Raw genomic sequence first — 18,609 nt, forward strand, 5'->3', positions numbered from 1 at the left:
AGCGTCTCATCGCTTGCTACCGTCGGCGGGTGCCGGGTGCCTGAGCGCGAGGCGCATGGCGTCGATCTCCTGCCGCTGCGACACGACGATGCCCTGGGCGATGCGGCGCAGCTGTTCGTTCCTGCCGTAGCGGAGTTCGAGCAGCGCCATCGCGACGGCACCCTGGTGGTGCGGCACCATCATGTTGACGAAGTCGGTGTCGACGTTGCCGCTCGACGCGACGTGCATCGCGGCCATCATCTCCTGCATCGCGCGCGCATTGGCGATCGCGAAGGCCTGGCTGTCGGTCGGCGCGGGTGCGGCGGCGAGCAGCGCGAATGCGATCAATATCGTCTTGGCCATCGGCGTCTCCAGCTTTCGAAAGGACAGGACGCACGCGGGCTGGAAAGCCCCATCGCAGCGGGCGTCAGCGCCCGGCGAGCGGGACGTCGAGGGTCAGCTGGAACCTGCGGCGGCGCGGATCGCCGTAGAAGCTGTACCCCGGCCCGTTCGGGTCGACGACCGTCGGCGGCCGGCGGTCGAAGACATTCGACAGGCCCCAGCGCAGTTCCGGGCCGCTTGCGGCATCGTTCGGGCCTAAGCGATAGGTGCCGTAGAGATCGACGTAGAACTGCGCCGGAATATGCAGGGCGCCCTGCGCCTTGATGGTCTGCGCTTCCGTCGCCGTGGTGACGGAGCGGACCACACGATAGCGGCTGTAGAACTGGCCGTTGCACCCGACCGTGAAGCGGCCGCGCGACCAGTCGAGACCGGCGTTACCGCGCCATTCGAGTGGCCCGTCGACGTAGCCGACCCGTTCGATCGCCAGCGCGCCGGGTCCGGCCTGTTGCGTGAAGGTCGGTTCCCAGGTGGCCCGGAGATACGCGTTGAAGTCGCCCGCCGGCGCGCTGAAGCTGTGGTCGAAGGCGACATCGACCGCGTCGATCCGCGTCCGGCCGAGGTTGATGCTGCTCAGGTCGATCCTTGTCACCGGTCCTGCGGTAAAGCCCAGCACGCGGTCGGCGTCGCTCAGCGGGGCGCGCGTGATGCGATCGGGGTAGATTGCCTCGTTGGCCAGCAGCAGCGCCTCGTTGCCGCCGAGGAGCGGCACGATCTCGTCGCGCTTGGTGATGCGCGTGAAGTCGACCGACAGGCGCGGACTGGCGCCATCGCCCAGCGACACGATGGCACCGGCCGAGATACTTCGCGCTCGCTCCGGCCGCAGGTCGGATCGTCCGCCGGTGACGAAGGTCGTCGTGACCTCCCTACCCAGAAAGCGACCGCCGCGCTGCGGATCCGGCGTCGAATTCGACCCCGTCGACTGCCGTGCGCCGATCTGGTCGGTCGCGGGCGGTAGTGCGCCGGTCGCGGTGCTGGCGCGCAGCAGCAGGCCAGGCATCGGCGCGACGCGAAAGCCCGCGGTGTACATCGTCGTGCTGTTGCGCTTGGCGTAAGGCGGTGGGTCGGTTTCGAAGAACGTTACTGCGCCGGGCAGGGTCGTCCGGGTCCAGTCGTGGCGCAGCGCCAGCTGCAGCTCCAGCCTGCTGAACAGCCCGGCATCTGCAGTCAGGGGCAGCCGGCCCTCACCGTACAGCGACTGCACCTTTCGCGCGACCCGCGGCAGGTTGAAGACGATCGGCTCATCGCTGAAGAACAGGAGTGTCTGGCTTTCCGCGATGGTTTCCCGCCGGTTTTCGGCGAGCAGGGTCAGCGCAGCAGGCCCGCCGGCGAGTTGCAGGACTGGCCCGGCGAGCCGCAGAGCGAGATTGCGGAAACGGTCGGACTGGCCGCTCGTGGTGGCACGGGCCTTTGCATAAGACCCGATCGCCGTCGTGAATTCGTCCCAGTCCCCGAGCGGCCTGAGGACAGGCTTTCCGGCCGGCGTCACGTCGCGATAGAGCGCGAGAAAAAGGTCATCGGTTTCGCCGGTCACGGTCGCCAGAGTTGCGGCGCGGGCATGGCCCCGGCCGATCTCGGCATTGGCGCGCCAGCGGCCGGGTAAAGGCACGGTCAGGCTGGCGGTCAAGCGCTGCGTATCGTTGATCGTGCGTTCCAGCGCGACCCCCAGCGGGTCGGCCGGGATGGCGAGAAAGACCGTCTGCTGAAACGGGTTGTTCGGCTGGCTCGCCGGGATCGGGTAGATCGACGAACTATAGGATGCCGAGCGGCGGCGCCCGCGATTGCGCGTGTCGATCAGGTCGACCGCCGCTTCGACGCCGCCGCCGAAATCGTGCCGGACGTTCAGCAAGATCGACCGGACTTCGGGCGACCCCTGGACGCTGGCCCCGGTACCGCGGACGCCCGGCGCCTGGTCGAGCGTGAGGGTGCCCGCATTGGCGACGAGCAAGGCGTTGCGCGTCGCGACATCGGCACCCAGGCCGAGCGGCAGCGTCGTGAAGCGCGCGCCCAGCGCCGTGCCGCCGAATTCAGGATCGAGGGTGAGCGGCTCGGTGCCGATGATGTTGATGCCGTTGCCGGTCGGGAAGGGGGAAGCGCCCAGTACGGTCTCGGGATCGTTGGCGAAGCGTCGCCTTGCCGCCCGATCGAGATAGTCGCGCTCGCCGGCCTGCAGGATCGCTTCCCGCGCCCAGCTGGCCGCCAGCATGACGTTGGTGCGGCCGTTGTCGGGGGTAAAGCCGACCCGCCCGAACAGCCGGTATTCGAAGGCGTCCCCGCGCGAACTGACGCCGGTGGTGGCGCTGACCTCCGCCCCGCGAAAGTCGTTCTGCAGCACGATGTTGACTGCGCCCGAGGTGGCGCCGGTGCCATAGACGCCGCCCGCCGTGGCGGTCAGCACCTCGATCCGGTCGATCATCTCGACCGGAATGCCGTTGACGTCGGGCTGGTTGAACGAGAACGGCGGGCTGGGCAGGTTGGGCATGCGCCGGCCATCGACCAGGATCAGCGTCTGGTTCGCACCCAGCCCGCGCAGGTTGATTTCCGACCGGGTGTTGCTGCCGGTCTGGCGCGGCGAGGCGATCTGCGCGTTGGCCGGCAGGCGGCTGCGCGCGAAGGCTTCGATCGAGCTGCTGCGGGCGCGCTGCACGTCGTGGCGGCTATAGACCTGGTAGGGCTGGATATCGTCCTGCGTCCGCCGGATATCGCTGTTCTGTACGCGGCGGCCGATGACCAGGATTTCGGGAATCGCTTCCTCGAACTCGGTCGGCGCGACTGCGGCCTGCTCGATGATGTAGGCACCTTCGGCAGTCCGGCGGTAGGTCAGACCGCTGCCTGCCAGCAGCCGGGCGAGGGCGTCACCCGGCGCGACCTCACCACGCAAGGCAGCGCATTGCCGGTCGCCGATCACTCTGTCGGAAAACAGGATGTCGATGTTCGCCTGGCGACCCAGCGCGGTCAGTGCGGCCGACAACGGTCCGGCGGGCACATCGACGCCGGGTACGACCGCCGCACTCACGGGCGTGGCCACGAGAGCCGCGACGACGAGCGCCAAGCAATCTACCCCCGATGACCGCATCTCGGCTCCAGGGCATCAGAATAACCCTTCACGGGCCGCAGAGGAACCCGGACCTGCGAACGCCGATTAGGCTGCAGCGTCCTCGACCATCCGCAGCGACATGTCCCACAAGCGGTCGGCATTGGCCGGATCGAGCGCGTAGCCCGCATAGCCGCCCGAAAAGTCGGTCGGACGCCGCGCGACCTGGACCGCTTCGTTGCAGTCCTCGAAATAGCGCCCGCCGATGCCGTCCAGCAGCGGCGACGCGGCCAGCAGCACGGTGGTGGCAGCTCCCTGTTCGGGCGTCTTGCGGCGTTCGACCGGGGTCTTGAGACCGCCGCTGTGCTTCTGAAGTCCGGTCGCGATGGCACCAGGGTTGAGCGCGTTGGACAGGATGCCGTCGTCGGCCCAGCGCCCGGTGATCCCCACCGCCAGCAGCGCGGTCGCCGACTTCGACTGCCCATAGGCCCCGATCGGCGTGTAGGGCACGAAGTCGAAGCCGAGGTCGTCGAAGATGACCGGCGAAAAGAAGTGCCCGCTCGAACTCACCGAGACGACACGCGCGCCGTCCGCTGCCGCGAGGTGGCGGTGCAGCCCCATCGCCAGGGCAAAATGGCCGAGATAGTTGGTGCCGAACTGAAGCTCGAAACCCTGCGCCGTCCGCCCGAGCTCGGGCACGGCCATGATGCCGGCATTGTTGATCAGGACGTGGAGCGGACCGGCCCAGTCATCGACGAAGGCGCGCACCGAGCGGAGGTCCGACACGTCGAGCGGCCGTACCCCGATTGCCGGATTGCCGGTGTCGCGGCGCAGCGCCTCGGCGACGGCCAGCGCCGCCTCCGGGCGCCGGACCGCCAGCGTGACCTGCGCACCCGCACCGGCCAGCGCGCGGGCGGTTTCCACGCCGATCCCGCCCGCACCGCCGGTGATGACGATCCGCTTGCCGGCAAGGTCGATATCGCGCGCGACGTCCGCAGCGGTCGACCGAAACCCGAAGGGGGTAGTGAGACGCTGCATGATTTCCTCGCGAGTGATGTGCGTGCCGGCGGCCTCAGTTCTGACCGGCAGCGCGCTCGATCATGCGCGCGACCTCGCGCGGGTGCGAGACCATCACGACGTGCGAGGCACCGGCGATGGCGACCGTCGCCTTCGCCCCCGCACGCTTCGCCATGAAGGCGTGCAACGCGGCCGGGATGTTCTTGTCGAGCGAACCGTAGATGAAATAGCTCGGCAGGGTCTTCCAGGTCGCCGGTGCCGCGGACGCCTCGCCGAGCGCCTCGAGCGGGATCGGGCGCTGGGTCGCCGCCATCTGCATCGCGGCCTTCAGCGGCACGTCGGCAGCAAACTGGGCGTGGAACTTGGCCTGGTCAATATAGACGTCGCCGCGGCCATCCGCCTGGGGGACGGGCTTGGTCAGCGTCTGGCCCAGCGTGCCGGTGGGAAACTGGTTGCCCAAGCTGACCGCGCTCTCGCCGGTCTCGGGCGCGAAGCCGGCGACGAAGACGAGTGCCTTCACATTCGGCGCGTCGGCAGCTGCGGCGTTGATCACCTCGCCGCCATAGGAGTGACCGACCAGGACGACCGGCCCGTCGATCGAGCGCGTCAGGCGCGCCACATAGTCGCCGTCGCCCGCCACGCTGCGCAGCGGGTTGGCAGCGGCGATGACGCGGTAGCCGCCGGCCTGCAGCTCGCTGACTACAGCGTTCCAGCTCGACGAGCCGGCGAAGGCGCCGTGGACGAGAATGATCGTCGGGCGTGCCGCCGGCTGCGCCGTCGCGGAGCCTGCAAGTGCAAGCGCACCCAGTGCAACTGCCATGCCGAATTTGCTCATTGTCATCGTCTTCACTCCGTCGGGCTGGGGGTTCGGAAAGGGAGACGCACCGGGCGTGAGAAACCTCACCAGGCCCGATGGTCAGCTGCTCAGGGTCCTCAGTTCGCCGCGCGCGATACCGAGCAGGGTGCGGCCCGCAAGGCCGGCGATCACGAGCGAGGCCAAGGCCAGCAGCGCGAGAGCGACTACGTCCGCGATCAGGCCGGGCATCGTCGTGGCAAAGCGGATTGCGGCCGCGGCGGCGGCTGCCAGCGGGAAGCTGACCGCCCACCACGACGTCCGGAACGGGCAGCAGCGGCCCAGCAGCCGCAACCGGCCGAGCAGCACGGTCAGGACGAACAGGGTCAGCGCGTACAGCGCCTGCGCGAACAGGTCGACGCTGCCGACCGTCGCGACATAGGTAGAGAAGCCGACCGCGAACGGTGCCACCAGAATGAGCAAGGTCGGCTGCAGCGCATCGGACAGCGGTGCCTCGAACAACAGCCGGGCGAAGACCATCGTGAACAGCGGCACCGCGAAGAACAGGCCGATCGCGAGGCAGGCAACCATCAGGCCGTGCATCGGCGGCAGCTCCAGGCCGGGCAGCGCCAGCGGCACGTCGAGCAGCCCGACGACCGGCACCATCCACGCCGGCGTCGCGTGCGCGACCTGCTGGCGGTCGCTCATCCAGCGGTCGATCATCAACCAGGCGAAGCCGAGCATTCCGATCGCGCCGACGATCCACATCGCCTGCGCGACCCGCAGCGCGACCGGCGCGATGACGATCGGCAGCAGCAGCAGGCTGATAAGAACCGTGCCGAACAGATTGCCCGCGACCGGGTGCGCGAATTCGGCCCGGACGGCGTCGGAGGCGGCGAACAACTTGACGAGGTAGGCCGCGCTTATCGCGACGAACGCCAGCACCGCCGCGCCGGCGAGCCCGTGCGCGATCCAGTCCGGCGCGCCGTACCGCCCCGCAGCCAGCCGCCACGCGACGCTGAGCCCGGACAGGCCCATCACCGACGCGAACAGCGCAACGGGCAGATATTCGAGGCGGCGCGGCCGGGCCGCCGGCGCGCTGCCTGGCATGGTCACGACGGACGCGAGGGCGTCACGCATGGCCTTCGCCGCCATCGACGAAAAGTTCGGAGCCGGTCACGAAGCTCGCATCGTCCGACGCGAGGAACAGCGCCGCACGCGCGATCTCCTCGGGCTGGCCGACGCGGCCCAAAGGCACGCCGAGCGCGAACTGGTCGAGCAGCGCCTGCTGCTGCGCCGGATCGTCGCCCGCCAGACCCTTGAGCCCGGTGGTGCCCGTCGGCCCCGGGACCAATGTGTTGATTCGGATGCCGCGACCCTTCAGGTCCGCCATCCAGTTACGCGTGAAGGCATGGACCGCGGCCTTCGACGCCGAATAGACGCTGAAACCGGGGGTCGACTTGGCGGCAGCGGTCGACCCGGTGAGGATGATCGACGCGCCCTTCGCGAGCAGCGGCAACGCCTTCTGCACGGTGAACAGCACGCCCTTCACGTTGCGGCCGAAGGTGTCGTCGAAGTGCGCCTCGGTAATGTCACCCAGCGGTAGCAGCGAGCCGCCGCCGGCGTTGGCGAAGACCACGTCGAGGTGGCCGAACTTTGCCGCGATGGACGCGAAGACCGTGTCGAGGTCGGTCAGCACCGACGAGTCGGCGCGGTAACCGGTGGCACCCGGGATTGCGGCGACCGCCGCGTCGAGTTCGGCCTGGCGGCGGCCGGTGATGATCACCCGCGCCCCTTCGCTGGCGAACAGGGTGGCCGTGGCCAGTCCGATGCCGGACGTTCCGCCGGTGACGAGTGCGATCTTGCCTTCGAGCTTGTTCACGGGATCATCCTTGCAAAGCGCGGCGCGACGGCCTGCGGGGTGGGATTCGCGGTGGCGGCCGCCTGACCGATCGCGGCGAGCCCGACCCGGATCAGCGGGCGCAGGTCGTCGTCGAGCTGACGCTCGATCAGGTGCAGCGCGCTGGCGGCGACCTGCAGCAGATTGCACAGGTCGCCCCGCGCCGCGGGCGGCTGGCGGTATGCGGCGCTGTCGATGGCAAGGGCGGTCATGGCGGTCTCCCCGAAAGACGTGATCGTCTCGCGGTGATTGACGCAGCCGTTCCGGAAACCCGCACGGCCGACTCGTACCCTTAACGAAAATCAATTATCTGGGTTGTGACGGAGCGGCCATGACCCTGCGCGCCACATTCCTGCTGCTGGCAACGGTTCTCGCCGCCGAGCCTCTGTCTGCGACCGACGCCGCAGCCGTGCCGCTTCGCTTCAGCATCCCAGGCGCCGGCCTGTCGTCGGCGCTGACCATCCTCGCGACGCAGGCGGGCATCGAAATCCTGTTCTCGGACAAGTTGGTCGGCGAGCGCCTGGTGCCGCCCCTGTCCGGGGAGATGACGGTCGATACCGCGCTCGAGACGCTGCTGGCCGGCACGGGGCTCGTCTTTCGCCGGACCGGCGACGGGGCCCTGATCGTCAGCCGGCCGCTCGATGCGCCGACCCTGGCTGCGGCAGAGGACGGCCTTCCCGAGATCCTCGTGATCGGCCGCCGCGTCGAGAACAGCGACATCCGCCGCACCGAGGGCGATATTCAGCCGTATCGGGTGTTTACGCGCCGCGAGATCGAGAATGCCCACACCGGCTCGATCGATGCCTTCGCGCGAACCCGCCTGTCGGCCAACACGCAGACCATCGCGCCGGGCCAGAACGTGCGCAGCGGCACCGGCTCGAATCGCTCCGAGATCAACCTGCGCGGGCTGGGGGCAAGCCAGACGCTGCTGCTGGTCGACGGGCGACGCCTGCCCGGCATCTCGCAGCCGCTGGGCGGCGACCTGCAGCCGGATATCAACGGCATCCCGCTCGAGCTCATCGACCGTATCGAGGCGCTGACCGCAACCGCCGGCGGGATCTATGGCATCGGCGCGACCTCGGGGGTGCTCAACGTCGTGCTGCGGCACGACTATAACGGCGGCGAGGTGGCGCTGACGACCGGGCTGACCTCGCGAGGCGACACGTTCGAGCGGCGTATTTTCGGTCGCTTCGGCCTGTCGTTCAATGGCGGGCGCACCGGCGTCATGGTCGCCGCCGGGCATTCGCGCGCCGACCCGCTGCTCGTGCGTGACCGCGACTATCTGCGCGGCGCCCGCGAGCGCGCCCTGGCCAACGATCCCGAGAACTTCCTGGCGACCTACCCCGCCGGCAACGGCATCAACGTCTTCGCCGACTCCGATCTCGTCCTCGACGAAAGTCAGGGCGGCGCGGCGCTCGGCGCGAAGCGTACATTCATCCCGCTCGGGCTGGGCGCGTCCACCGGCGTCCGCAACACGCTGTTGCTGGTCAACGCGGGTACGACCGAACTGTCGGCGGTTGACGCCGGACGGCGCAACACCATCACCACCCGGCCCGACGTCCGTTCGATCTTTGCCGATTTCCGGCACGACTTCGGCGGCGGCTTCGTCGCGTTCGCCAACATCCTGTCCAACCGCAACATCGGCAGGTCGTCGCTCGGTGGCCAGTCGACGGCGTTCACGAGCATCGCCGCCGACAGCGCGCTCAACCCGTTTCAGCAGGACGTCGTCATCGCGGCACCCGTACCCGGTACCGGCATCGATACCGTCAGCCGGATCACGACGACGCGCTACACGATCGGTCTCCTGACACCGCTATCGGGCGACTGGAAGATGAACCTTGAATACAACGGCGGCGGCACGCGGTCACTCTTCACCACGACGAGCGTGCTTGGCTCGGGTGATCTCTTCGATGCGATCTTCTTCGGCCAGGTGCCGGGCAAGCCGGCCCTCGACCCGCTGGCCGACTGGGCGAGCTTCGTTGCCGCGGCGCCGGCCTATCTGGGACGCTCGACGAGCGTGGCGCCGCGCACCAATGAATTCGACGACGCGACGCTGCGGGTCGCGGGACCGGTCGCCAACCTTCCCGGTGGCGCGATGACACTGACCCTGCTGGGCGAAGCGCGCCGCGAGGTGACGGCACGCAGCGTGACGAGCCAGATTTCCGAGGCATTCCGCTTCACGAGTCCGTATCCGCGGATCGAGCAACGCGTCCTCTCGCTGTATGGCGAAACACGCGTGCCGCTGTTTGCCGACCGCGGGCTGCTGAGCGGGCTCGAATTCCAGCTTGCGGTGCGGCAGGATTGGATCAGGCTGCTCGTCCCCGGCCCGCCCGCCGTGGTCAACGATGATCCCGTGGTAATCACCGCACGAAATACCAGCCCGGCGCTGACCTTCGGGACCCGCTTCCGCCCGCTGCCCGGCGTGCTGGTCCGCGGCAGCATCGGCACCGGGTCGCTGCCGCCGACTTCGGACCAGATCACCCGGGTGGAAGTCACCGGCGGCGACTTTCGCGGCGATCCAGCGCGGGGCGGGCGACAGCTCGGCAGCGAGGGCGACGTGACCTTCCTGTATGCTGGCAACCCCGACCTGCGCTCGGAACGGGCGCGAAGCCTGTTGATCGGCACCGTGCTGACGCCCGCCGGTGATACCGGTCCGCGGCTGTCGATCGACTACACCAGGATCGTCAAGCGCGGCGAGATTCAGGAGTTTCCCCTCGCCGATGTCGACGCCCTTCTGGCGGCCGAGCCCCTGTACGCGAGCCGGATAACCCGGGCACCGCTCACCGACGCTGATCGGGCGCTGGGCTTCACTGCCGGGCGCATCACCCGGCTCGATTTCGGTCTGCGCAACATCGGGCGGACCCGGATCGATGCGATCGACGTGGCGATCGACTATCCGTTCGAAGTCGCGAACCTCGGCAGGTTCAAGGCCTATCTCAACGCGACATGGGAGCCGCATTACCGGCAGCAGAACGTCGCGGGCGGCCCCGTCGTCGAGCGGGTCGGCTTTGCCGACGGCCCCCTCGAATGGCGCGGTAATGCCGGCATCGACTGGTCACGAGGGCCGTGGTCGGCCGGGCTCAACGCGCAATTCTACAGCCGCTACAGGGTCACCAGCGCCCTTCCGGATGCGTTCGGGAATGAGGAACTGCTCGCCTATAATGGCCGCAGCCGCGTCCCCGCACAAATCTATGTCGACCTGGCCGGCCGCTACCGGTTCGATGACGCGCAACCGGTCCCGCGCGGTACCGAGATACGCGCCGGCATCGTCAACCTGTTCGATCATCGGCCGCCGACCATCGCCGACCTGAGTTCGTCGGGTGTCAGCTATTATGGCGACCCGCGCCGCCGCCGCGTCGAGGTGACGGTCGCTGTGCCGCTGCAAGGCAATCGATGAGGCGAAGTGTGGGTTTCCGCAGCGCCTGCGTCCTGGTCTTTCGAGATCATGGTCCGGAGCTGCCGTCACGCCTGTCCCGTCGCCCCAATGCGCTCACGCCGGTCTGGACCGTTACGGCCAGATACCGCATCATCACAGGGTGATGAGTGCGAGCGACCCTGTGCGCGGCGCGCCCGCCGCGATGCCCGAGGCGGCGGTCTATCGTCCGGCGCTGATCCAGTATTTCCGGCGCAAGACCCGCGACCAGACCGAAATCGAGGATCTGGTGCAGGACGTGTTCCTGCGCATCGCCGCCCGGCGATCGGGCGAGGCGGTGGAGAATCTCGCGGGCTATGTCTTCCAGACGGCGGCGAGCGTGCTCGCCGACCGGCACCGCCGCCGTACCGTTCGCCACGCCGACGCGCATGTCGAGTTCGACACCGAGCGCCACGGCAGCACCGATTTCGACGCGGTGCGCATCCTCGAGGCACGGCAATCGCTGCAGAAGGCGGTCGCCGCGCTCCAGTCTCTTCCCGAAAGGACCCGAACCATCTTCGTCCTACGCCGCCTCGAAGGCCATGCCTATCGCGACATCGCGAGCCAGTTCGGCATCTCGGTCAGCGCGGTCGAGAAGCACATGGTTCGCGCCGTCCAGCACCTGGTATCCCTGTCATGATCCGTGAAATCCTTACCCTCGAGCAGCTGGAGCGGCTCGGCGCGCCCGAGGCGGCAGCGCTGCTCCGCGTCCGTCAGGATGCCGGCGGCGACGACCATGACGATGCGGTGTTCGACGAATGGATCGCCGACCCGGCAAATGCCGAGGCCTGGACGCGCGTGTGCGGCGTCTGGGCAAGCTTCGACGACGCCGGCGACGATGCCGGGCTGCAGGACCTCCGCGAGGCAGCGCAGGAAAAGCCCGCTCCGCGCCAGCGCTGGGGCTTCGCGATCGCCGCCTCGCTTGCGGTCGTCGCCGCGACCGGCGGCGCGCTGATGCTCAACCGGCCGGACGACAAGGGACCGGCAGGCGGCACTTTGGTTGCCGATGCCGGCACGGTGCAGACGCTCACGACCGCGAAGGGCGAGCATCGCAGCTTCGCGCTTGCCGACGCCAGCACGGTGACGCTGAACACCGACAGCGTCGTCGCGGTCGCGTACCGCCCCGGCGGCGAGCGGCGGCTGCGGCTGCTGCGTGGGCAGGCCTATTTCAAGGTCGCGCCCGACAAGGCACGACCCTTCGTCGTCGCGTTCGAGGACCGAACCGTAACCGCACTGGGCACGGCGTTCGAAGTCAGGGCCGAGGGCGACGCGATGCGCGTCGTGCTCGTCGAGGGCCGGGTCAGCGTCAGCCGTACCGGCGGTGCGCCGGTGGTGATGCGTGCCGGGCAGCAGCTGCTCGCCGGACCGCAGGGCCTGACGCTGTCGACCGCCGACGTCGGCGCCGTCGACGACTGGCAGCGCGGCGTCGTGACCTTCCGCAACACGACGCTGAAGGCAGCGGCGGCGGAGCTCAATCGCTACGCCGACCAGCGGCTCGTCGTCACCGATCCGCGGGTCGCGCGGCTGACCGTCAGCGGGGTGTTCCGCACCGACGATACCGGCCGCTTCGCCCGCACCGTCGAGGCGATCCTGCCGGTGCGCGTCGCGGCAAAGGGCGACACGCTCGAAATCGCCGCCGCCGATACGAATTAATCGAGACCGGTGGTGCGGATTTGCGAGTGACCTGCGTCTGACCATTCGAGACCTCCCGGGCGAGGTCGACAGGGAGCAAAACATGAGCAGCATCACCACCAAGGACGGCGCATCGATCTGGTACCGCGACTGGGGCACCGGTCCGGTGGTCATGTTTTCGCACGGCTGGCCGCTTAATGCCGACGCCTGGGAGGACCAGATGTTCGTCCTCGCGTCGAACGGCTTCCGCTGCATTGCGCACGACCGTCGCGGCCATGGCCGCTCCAGCCAGACCTGGGACGGCAACGACATGGACACCTATGCCGACGACATGGCGGCGGTGGTGCAGGCGCTCGACCTGAAGGCGGTCACCCACGTCGGCCATTCGACCGGCGGCGGCGAGGTAGCGCGCTATATCGGCCGCCACGGCACGGCCCGCGTCGCCAAGGCGCTGCTGCTTTCCGCCATCCCGCCGGTCATGCTTAAGTCGGCGACCAACCCGCTCGGCTCGCCGATCGAGGCGTTCGACGAGATCCGCGCCGGCGTCGCGGCCGACCGCTCGCAGTTCTACATGGACCTCAGCCTGCCGTTCTATGGCTACAACCGGCCGGGCGCGAAGGTCAGCCAGGGCATCCGCGACGCCTTCTGGGCGCAGTCGATGACGGCCGGGCTGAAGGGCGCCTATGACTGCATCAAGCAGTTCTCGGAGCAGGATTTTCACGAGGACCTGAAGAAGTTCGACGTGCCGACGCTGGTCATCCACGGCGACGACGACCAGATCGTTCCCATCGACGCCGCCGGCCGCCTGACGGCCAAGCTCGTCAAGGGTGCCGAGCTCAAGGTCTATCCGGGCGCGCCGCACGGCTTGATGGTCACACACCGCGACCAGTTCAACGCCGACCTGCTGGCCTTCGTCCGCAGCTGACCGCCGCCGCACGCGCGGCACCGCACCAGAGTTCGAAAAGACGCGGGCGCCGCGACCGATGTCGCGCGCGCCGAGGAGATCATCATGCGCGAATCGCTCGTCCAGCGCTGCACCGGCACACGGCCGGCTACGTCGAACCGCTATGTCGGGCCCGCCGTCGCCATCCTGATCGGCATCGGCCTGCTCACTGCCCCCGCCAAGGGTGTCGGCAAGCCGACGCCGTACGACATGATCAACGCGTCCGCCGCGAGCTCGCCGATCACCGTGCACAAGTTGCGTGGCGGGGTCGCGATGCTGGAGGGGTCGGGCGGCAATATCGGCGTGCTCGTCCAGCCGGGTGGCAATCTGATGGTCGATGCCGGCATCGCGGTCTCCGAAGCCAAGATAAAGGCGGCGTTGCGCGGCCTCGGGCCGGAGCCGCTGAGGACCGTGATCCTGACCCACTGGCACTGGGACCATAGCGACGGCGACGCCTGGGTGCGCCGCACCGGCGCGACGCTGCTTGCCGACCCGAAGGTCATCCTGCGGCTGAAGCAGACCAACCGCATCGTCGAATGGGGCCACACCTTCACGCCGGTCGCCGCGGCGGCGCTCCCCAACGAGGCGCTGACCAGCGACCGCACGATCCGCTTCGGCGCGGAGACCGTACTCGTCCGCCATTATCGCCCGGGTCACACCGACGGCGACGTCTCGGTCTATTTCCGCAAGGCCGACGTCCTCCAGACCGGCGATACCTTCTGGAACGGCGTCTATCCGTTCATCGACTACGTCACCGGAGGCAGCATCGACGGCGCGATCGGCGCGGCGAACGAGAACCTCCGCCTCGCCCGGCGCGGCACCATCGTCATTCCCGGTCACGGCCCGGTCGGCGACTATGCCGGGCTCGTCGCCTTCCGCGACATGCTGGTCGACGTGCGCGGCAAGGTCGCGGCGCTGAAGGGGCAGGGCAAGTCCCTCGCCGAGGTTCAGGCCGCGCGCCCGACCGCGGCGCTCGATGCACGCTGGGGCCGCTCGGTCATCGACGGCCGCCTGTTCACCGCCCTCGTCTACCGCGGCGTCTGACGTTCGCACCCAAAGGAACATGCAGATGAACCGTCACCTCGCCACATTCGCGCTCGCGACCGTGCTGCTCGCGTCGGCCGCGCACCCGGTCCATGCCGCGCCGCCGCGCGCCGCCGCGATGGCTCCCGTCCCCGTGCCCCACTACCGCAGCATGGTCATCGACGGGGTCCGCATCGCCTATGTCGAGGCGGGGCCGAAGGACGGTCCGGTCGTGCTGCTGCTGCAGGGCTTCCCGACGTCCTCGCACCAGTTTCGCAAGCTGATCCCGCTGCTCGCCGACCGCTACCGCGTCATCGCACCCGACTATCCAGGCTTCGGTGAGAGCGACGCGCCCGACCACAAGGCGTTCGAATACAGCTTCGCCAAATACGCGACGCTGATGGACCAGCTGCTCGGCCAGCTCGGCGCGAAGCGCTACGCCATCTATCTATTCGACTATGGCGCGCCAGTCGGGCTGCGGCTGGCGCTGAAGCATCCCGAGCGCGTCAGCGCGCTGATCGTCCAAAATGGCAACGCCTATGAAGACGGTCTCGGCGACTTCTGGAAGCCGATGAAGGCGGACTGGAAGGAACGCTCGCCCGAAACGCGCGAGAAGCTCGCCTTCCTGGTCGCGCCCGAGACGACGAAGTTCCAGTACACCGACGGCATGCAGGACGTGTCGCGGATCGACCCGGCCAACTGGCGGCACGACCAGCCGCTGCTCGACCGGCCCGGCAACCGCGAGATCCAGCTCGACCTGTTCCGCGACTACGGCGGCAACGTCGGCCTGTACCCGCAATTCCAGGCGTTCTTCCGCAAGTACCAGCCACCGACGCTGATCGTCTGGGGGAAGAACGACAAGATCTTCCCGGCCGCCGGGGCCGAGCCCTATCGCCGCGACCTGCCCAAAGCCGAGTTCCATCTGCTCGACACCGGCCATTTCGCGCTGGAGGACCAGCTCCACGTCATGGCGCCGATGATCCACGACTTCCTCGACCGCACGGTGCGCAAATGAGCCGCACCCTCGCCCTGTTCGGAGCCGCGATGATGACCGCCCAGCCTGCCGTGGCGCAGAGCGCCTATGACATCCTGGGTGCCGCCGGCGTCGTGCCGCTCGATAGCCCGCAGCCCGCGCCGAAGCTGGTCGTCGACCCGCCGCTGCCCGGCCCGCTGTCGTTCGGCCGCGTCGTCATCCAGTACCGCGCCGAGAACCTGCGCATCGTGCCGGTGTTCGGCCCCAAGGCGCTCGAGGTCACCCCGCGCATCGGCCATATCCACGTCACCGTCGACGACCTGCCGTGGCACTGGGCCGACGCCAGCGGCGAGCCGCTGATCCTCAACGGCTTTCCGCCAGGGCCCCACAAGGTGCTGATCCAGCTGGTCAACGCGAACCACGTGCCGTTCACGCAGAGCGCGGTCGAGTTCGTCATCCCGACCCCCAAGCCGCGCCGCTAGGCGGGGCGATGGTCCGCTATCACGCCGAAGGGCTGTCCGGTTATCTGGTCGCCCTCGCGCAACCGGCGCTGGCCGAGATCGACTTCGACGACCTCGCCGACCTCGCCGAGGACCCCGCCAACGGCTGGAGCATCGGCAGCTTCGGGGCGCTCGGCGAGTTCGTGCGCGATGCCGATGAGCCCGCGCAACTTGTCCGGACAAGCGACCGCCTGACCATCGTCACGGCGCGCGGCGCGATGCGGCTGGAGCGACGGCCGCTCGCTGGCCTCGCCTGGGAAAGCCTGTCGTCGGACGGGCGCGGCTGGGGGCATAATCTCGCGCTGTGCGTCCCGCGCGGCGACGCAGACTTGTGCGGTATCGTCCCGCTGGGCCCCGACGACGGGGCGGCACGTCCGGAGGACCGCGAGGGCTGGCTGTTCGACCTGGGCGTCGCACGCGGCTGCGTCAGCATGTGCGTCCGGACCCGCGATGCCGTGCTGAAGACGATGCTCGACGACGCGGCCGGCCAGTCCCTGCTCGGATTGCCGGATCTCGGCGCGGCGATCCTGCGCGCGCAGCCGCATCGCGTGATGCTGTCGCCGGCGGGACGGATCGAGGTGTTCCAGCCGATTCCCGCGCCGCACGACGTCTCGCCGGAGGGGCCGCACACGCATCTGCTGCCCGGCCTGATTGCCAGCGGTCGCCTGCACGGCGCCAACGATCCGATCCCCGCCGGCTGGCAGGCGGCGCTGTCGATGCATCCGCCGCCGCCTTGGCCCGGGCCGCGCGGCCAGCGCCGGCTGGTCGAGGCACGCGTCGCCGCCTTCGCGCCACTGCTCGCCCGCTACGGGAGCCGGGACGACGCGGCCACCGCCCGGCGCCTGATCGGAGCGCTGGTCGAAGGCCGCTCGCCCGAAGGCTTCGCATGGTTCGAAGACCGTCGCAGCCGCGCGAAGGCCCGGATCGTGCTGCGCCAGCTGGCGGCGCGCGATCGTTCGGGCGTCGTCGCCCGCTGGCGGCGCGTCCATGACCGCGGCGCCTCGTCGTGCCGCGAGGTCGTGGTCTGGCAGCCGCGGCTTTCGCGAGCGGTGCCGCCGCCGGCCCCGTCCGGCGACTATCTGCGCTCGCTCGACGTCGCCGCAGGCATCTTCCGCATAATCGACCGCGAGGCGGGCGAGGGGTTGCGCCCGCTCGTGCGGATAGGCCTCGCTGCGCTGTTCCAGGCCAGCCGGCACGTCGCGGGGGACCGCCATGTCCGATGACCGCTTCGCGACCGTTTTCCCCGAGGGCGAACGGGCCGCGTTCAAGGCCGGCGACCGTGTCCGCATCGCGACGCGCGCGCCGATCGGTCACTACCGCGTGCCGACCTACCTGCGCGGCCGAGCTGCAGTCGTCGAGGCCGTCATCGAGCCGGCGGCGGTCGACAACGAGGCCGAGGGCTTCGGCCGCGATGCCGGGATGAAGCGGCACTATTACCGCGTCGCCGTGCCGATGACCGAGATCTGGCCCGACTACGCCGGCTCGCCGCGCGACGGCCTGTACATCGAAGTGTTCGAGACCTGGCTCGAGGAGGCACCATGAGCGGCCACGACCATGACCACAACCATCCCCATGCGGAGGTCGGCGGCGAAGGCCCGCCCGGCTATTACGACATCATGGAGACGGCGGTCCGCGAGCTGCTGATCGAGCGCGGCCTGCTCAGCGCCGCCGAGATCCGCCGCCAGATCGAGGTGCTCGACTCGCGCACCCCCGCGCTGGGGGCGAAGGTCGTGGCGCGCGCCTGGGTCGACCCGGCTTTCAAGGCGCGGCTGCTCGCCGACGGCTGGGCGGCGTGCGGGGAGCTCGGCATCACCTCGTACGACGAGACCGCGATGATCGTGCTCGAGAACACGCCGCAGGTGCACAACCTGATCGTCTGCACCCTGTGCTCCTGCTACCCGCGCCCGCTGCTCGGCCTGCCGCCCGACTGGTACAAGCTCAAGCCCTATCGCGCGCGGGCGGTCAGCGAGCCGCGCAAGGTGCTCGCCGAGTTCGGCACGGTCATTCCCGACGACGTCGAGATCAGGGTCAGCGACTCCACCGCCTTCGTCCGCTTCCTCGTGCTGCCGCAGCGGCCCGCCGGCACCGAGGGCCTCAGCGAGGACGAGCTTGCGGCGCTGGTCACGCGCGACGCGATGATCGGGGTCGTGCCCGCAACGCCCATCGGAGGACCCGTGCCATGAGCGATACGCGCGACTTCGTGCGCCGCCTGCCCAACGACATCGGCGGGCTGGCGGCCGACCGCATCGACCGCGTCGAGCACGCGCTGCAGCCATGGGAAAAGCGCTGCCACGCCCTCGCCGACGTGCTCGACTATCACAAGATCATCAGCACCGAGGCCAAGCGCCGCGGTGTCGAGGCGCTGGGCAGCGAGGTCATCGGCAAGCTCAGCTATTACGAACGCTGGATCGTCGCCTTCGCCAACATCCTGTTCCAGCAGCAGATACTTACGCCCGTCGATCTCGCCCGCAAGATGGCCGAGGTCGGGGCGCGGTGGGAGACACACGCATGACGCCCGAAGGCCTGACCCGCTTCGCCAGCCGCTACGCGGTCGGCGTCACCATCGACCATCTCGCGGCGGCGGTCTTCGCGCGCGGCATGACGGTCTTCGCGCGGATCGACCACGCCGCCGGTGCCGCCGCCGCGGGCCTGTCGATACCTCCGACCGAACTGCTGATTTTCGGCAACGCGCGGGGCGGCACGCCGCTGATGCAGGCCGCCCCGACCATCGGCATCGACCTGCCGCTGAAGGCGCTGGCGTGGCAGGACGACAGCGGCGCGACCTGGCTGGGCTTCAACGATCCTGCCTGGCTCGCGCGGCGTCACGCGCTGCCCGCCGCCTGCGACGCGAACCTGCAGGCGATCACCGCCAGCCTGATCGCCGTGGTGCGCGAGGCGATCGCAACCGGCTGACGCGCGGCGTGTGGATTCCGGGCGCGGCCGCGTCCTGACAAGCGAGTACCGGCGACGGCGCTCGTGTTGCCCCGGATAGACCGGCATCGAT

At 69.3% G+C, this 18,609-nt stretch carries 19 protein-coding genes; 12 read left to right on the forward strand and 7 right to left on the reverse strand.

The window, feature by feature from the left end; translation table 11 throughout:
- Window positions 1-6: 6 nt before the first annotated feature.
- From FMM06_RS03150 to FMM06_RS03180, 7 genes are all read right to left on the reverse strand, one after another.
- The gene (locus FMM06_RS03150) at window positions 7-342 is read right to left on the reverse strand and encodes a DUF305 domain-containing protein (protein ID WP_143554753.1); all 336 of its coding nucleotides are present in this window, start codon (window positions 340-342) and stop codon (window positions 7-9) included.
- Window positions 343-406: 64 nt separating this feature from the next.
- A complete protein-coding gene (locus FMM06_RS03155; protein ID WP_185965013.1) occupies window positions 407-3,430 on the reverse strand; it encodes a TonB-dependent receptor in 3,024 nt (1,007 codons plus the stop codon).
- A 90-nt stretch (window positions 3,431-3,520) separates the two neighbouring features.
- Window positions 3,521-4,450, reverse strand: coding sequence for an SDR family NAD(P)-dependent oxidoreductase (locus tag FMM06_RS03160; protein ID WP_143554755.1), 930 nt, complete (start codon window positions 4,448-4,450; stop codon window positions 3,521-3,523).
- A 34-nt stretch (window positions 4,451-4,484) separates the two neighbouring features.
- On the reverse strand, window positions 4,485-5,270 hold the full coding sequence (locus tag FMM06_RS03165) for an alpha/beta fold hydrolase (RefSeq protein WP_207790226.1): 786 nt from the start codon (window positions 5,268-5,270) through the stop codon (window positions 4,485-4,487).
- Between the two features lie 75 nt (window positions 5,271-5,345).
- Window positions 5,346-6,362: an SLAC1 anion channel family protein gene (locus tag FMM06_RS03170; protein ID WP_207790227.1), complete on the reverse strand. Its 1,017-nt coding sequence runs from the start codon at window positions 6,360-6,362 to the stop codon at window positions 5,346-5,348.
- The gene (locus FMM06_RS03175) at window positions 6,355-7,104 is read right to left on the reverse strand and encodes an SDR family oxidoreductase (RefSeq protein ID WP_143554756.1); all 750 of its coding nucleotides are present in this window, start codon (window positions 7,102-7,104) and stop codon (window positions 6,355-6,357) included. Before FMM06_RS03175 ends, FMM06_RS03170 begins: the two co-directional genes overlap by 8 nt.
- Window positions 7,101-7,334 carry a hypothetical protein gene (locus FMM06_RS03180; RefSeq protein WP_143554757.1) on the reverse strand — a complete coding sequence of 78 codons (234 nt, stop codon included), beginning with the start codon at window positions 7,332-7,334 and terminating at the stop codon, window positions 7,101-7,103. The genes FMM06_RS03175 and FMM06_RS03180 overlap by 4 nt, the downstream gene beginning before the upstream one ends.
- 119 nt (window positions 7,335-7,453) lie before the next feature.
- Here FMM06_RS03180 and FMM06_RS03185 point away from each other — a divergent pair, with 119 nt between their 5' ends.
- From FMM06_RS03185 to FMM06_RS03240, 12 genes are all read left to right on the forward strand, one after another.
- Window positions 7,454-10,519, forward strand: coding sequence for a TonB-dependent receptor (locus FMM06_RS03185; protein ID WP_143554758.1), 3,066 nt, complete (start codon window positions 7,454-7,456; stop codon window positions 10,517-10,519).
- Window positions 10,520-10,661: 142 nt separating this feature from the next.
- Window positions 10,662-11,174 carry an RNA polymerase sigma factor gene (locus FMM06_RS03190; protein ID WP_143554759.1) on the forward strand — a complete coding sequence of 171 codons (513 nt, stop codon included), beginning with the start codon at window positions 10,662-10,664 and terminating at the stop codon, window positions 11,172-11,174.
- Complete coding sequence (locus FMM06_RS03195; RefSeq protein ID WP_143554760.1) at window positions 11,171-12,187, forward strand: FecR family protein; 1,017 nt, start codon at window positions 11,171-11,173, stop codon at window positions 12,185-12,187. The genes FMM06_RS03190 and FMM06_RS03195 overlap by 4 nt, the downstream gene beginning before the upstream one ends.
- Window positions 12,188-12,269: 82 nt before the next feature.
- On the forward strand, window positions 12,270-13,091 hold the full coding sequence (locus FMM06_RS03200) for an alpha/beta fold hydrolase (protein ID WP_143554761.1): 822 nt from the start codon (window positions 12,270-12,272) through the stop codon (window positions 13,089-13,091).
- A gap of 84 nt (window positions 13,092-13,175) precedes the next feature.
- A complete protein-coding gene (locus FMM06_RS03205; protein ID WP_207790228.1) occupies window positions 13,176-14,153 on the forward strand; it encodes an MBL fold metallo-hydrolase in 978 nt (325 codons plus the stop codon).
- A gap of 25 nt (window positions 14,154-14,178) precedes the next feature.
- A complete protein-coding gene (locus tag FMM06_RS03210) occupies window positions 14,179-15,147 on the forward strand; it encodes an alpha/beta fold hydrolase (RefSeq protein WP_143554762.1) in 969 nt (322 codons plus the stop codon).
- Window positions 15,144-15,587, forward strand: a complete 444-nt coding sequence (locus FMM06_RS03215; protein WP_143554763.1) for a DUF6130 family protein — start codon at window positions 15,144-15,146, stop codon at window positions 15,585-15,587. The genes FMM06_RS03210 and FMM06_RS03215 overlap by 4 nt, the downstream gene beginning before the upstream one ends.
- 8 nt (window positions 15,588-15,595) lie before the next feature.
- Entirely contained in the window at window positions 15,596-16,828 is a 1,233-nt protein-coding gene (locus FMM06_RS03220) for a DUF6925 family protein (RefSeq protein ID WP_143554764.1), read from the forward strand.
- Entirely contained in the window at window positions 16,818-17,147 is a 330-nt protein-coding gene (locus FMM06_RS03225) for an SH3-like domain-containing protein (RefSeq protein WP_143554765.1), read from the forward strand. Before FMM06_RS03220 ends, FMM06_RS03225 begins: the two co-directional genes overlap by 11 nt.
- On the forward strand, window positions 17,144-17,788 hold the full coding sequence (nthA, locus tag FMM06_RS03230; protein WP_143554766.1) for a nitrile hydratase subunit alpha: 645 nt from the start codon (window positions 17,144-17,146) through the stop codon (window positions 17,786-17,788). The genes FMM06_RS03225 and nthA overlap by 4 nt, the downstream gene beginning before the upstream one ends.
- On the forward strand, window positions 17,785-18,117 hold the full coding sequence (locus tag FMM06_RS03235; protein ID WP_143554767.1) for an SH3-like domain-containing protein: 333 nt from the start codon (window positions 17,785-17,787) through the stop codon (window positions 18,115-18,117). The genes nthA and FMM06_RS03235 overlap by 4 nt, the downstream gene beginning before the upstream one ends.
- Window positions 18,114-18,518 (forward strand): DUF302 domain-containing protein, encoded by a 405-nt coding sequence (locus FMM06_RS03240; RefSeq protein WP_143554768.1) that lies wholly within the window; start codon window positions 18,114-18,116, stop codon window positions 18,516-18,518. The genes FMM06_RS03235 and FMM06_RS03240 overlap by 4 nt, the downstream gene beginning before the upstream one ends.
- The last annotated feature ends 91 nt before the right edge of the window (window positions 18,519-18,609 follow it).

The organism is Glacieibacterium frigidum (assembly GCF_007097155.1).
GTDB classification, from domain to species: Bacteria; Pseudomonadota; Alphaproteobacteria; order Sphingomonadales; family Sphingomonadaceae; genus Glacieibacterium; species Glacieibacterium frigidum.